The 1,046-nt window shown below is 41.9% G+C and carries 2 protein-coding genes; both read right to left on the bottom strand.

Annotation, left to right across the window (positions count from 1 at the left end):
• Window positions 1-56: 56 nt before the first annotated feature.
• Window positions 57-422, bottom strand: a complete 366-nt coding sequence (locus A3729_RS26580; RefSeq protein WP_068516094.1) for a ribosome recycling factor family protein — start codon at window positions 420-422, stop codon at window positions 57-59.
• A gap of 353 nt (window positions 423-775) precedes the next feature.
• Window positions 776-1,046 (bottom strand): hypothetical protein (locus A3729_RS26575; RefSeq protein ID WP_231877512.1); only part of this gene is annotated, 271 nt, incomplete at its 5' end.

Below are 1,046 nucleotides of genomic sequence, written 5' to 3'. Positions count from 1 at the left end.
AGAAGGGCGATCTAGCTGAGATTTGATCTTAAATATTGGCCAAATAGCTTATCGGCTTAAAGCCATTCAAGTTCGTCAAGCGCTTTACGCGCTTCTGCAAGACTGCAATTAGTTTCAGCAACGAGCTGATTAACTGTAATCGCCGGTGCTTGGCGCGCAATGGTGACTAACTGTTCATGTGAGTGCGTCTTTTCTTGTTGCGCGAGCAACTTGGCAATCCATAGCCAGCTTGGCTCATCTGAGTTGTATAGTTCGTTGACAACCGTTTTCTTATCTTGATAAGACAGCTCTAGCTTCCAATTACGTGATCGACCTTTTCTAGTGAGTTTTCCTCCATTCTTTTTCAATAGAGCTTTTAATTGATCCGTATGTTTTGTGCGTCTTACTAAGCTGTTTAGTGTTATTTCTATATGAGTGTTCATATTGAGCTTGTGTACAAAACCTGTACTAACTTTTAAGGTGGTATAAATGTCACGAAAATGTCGACAGCTTTGTTTTCTAAAAATGTTTAGATATTCCATTATTGATTTTTAGATAGTCATAGTGACTATCATATCAAAAACTCGTTGCGGTCAATATTAAGCGTCAGGCAGAACGTACTATTAGATTTCCCTGAATAGTAACGATAAAAGCAAGCTCTTTGGCGAGTCAAATTTATACAGCGGGCGTATGGCTATGGGTGTGCCTTATTTATCGAAAAAAGCGCTAACCAATGTCAGGGGGCGTTAGGAAAAGGGTACTGCAGGGTAGATTGCAGTACCGTAAAGACTTAGTTTTACCTTGATGTGCAGTTACCCCACTTACACTCAATCAATACGTAAGAGTCATCAGCGCAAACGGCTTCGAATATTTCTAAGGGCCAGTTCGATTTGAGTGTCGTAATTTCAGCTCCAGGGCAGATGGTACGATGCGCCAGCCTGCGTGCATTCATGCTACTTCTAGAGAAGGAGACACCGGTCTTATTGACGATTTTTGCCTGTTCCAGCTCTAAGTCCTGACCGCGTGTCTTTTTGTCTTGCATTAATTTGAGGAGCAATCCGTAGCGC

This window comes from Oleiphilus sp. HI0043 (assembly GCF_001634935.1).
The sequence above is the reverse complement of the archived record's forward strand: the minus strand, read 5'-3'. Positions and strand labels throughout refer to the sequence as shown.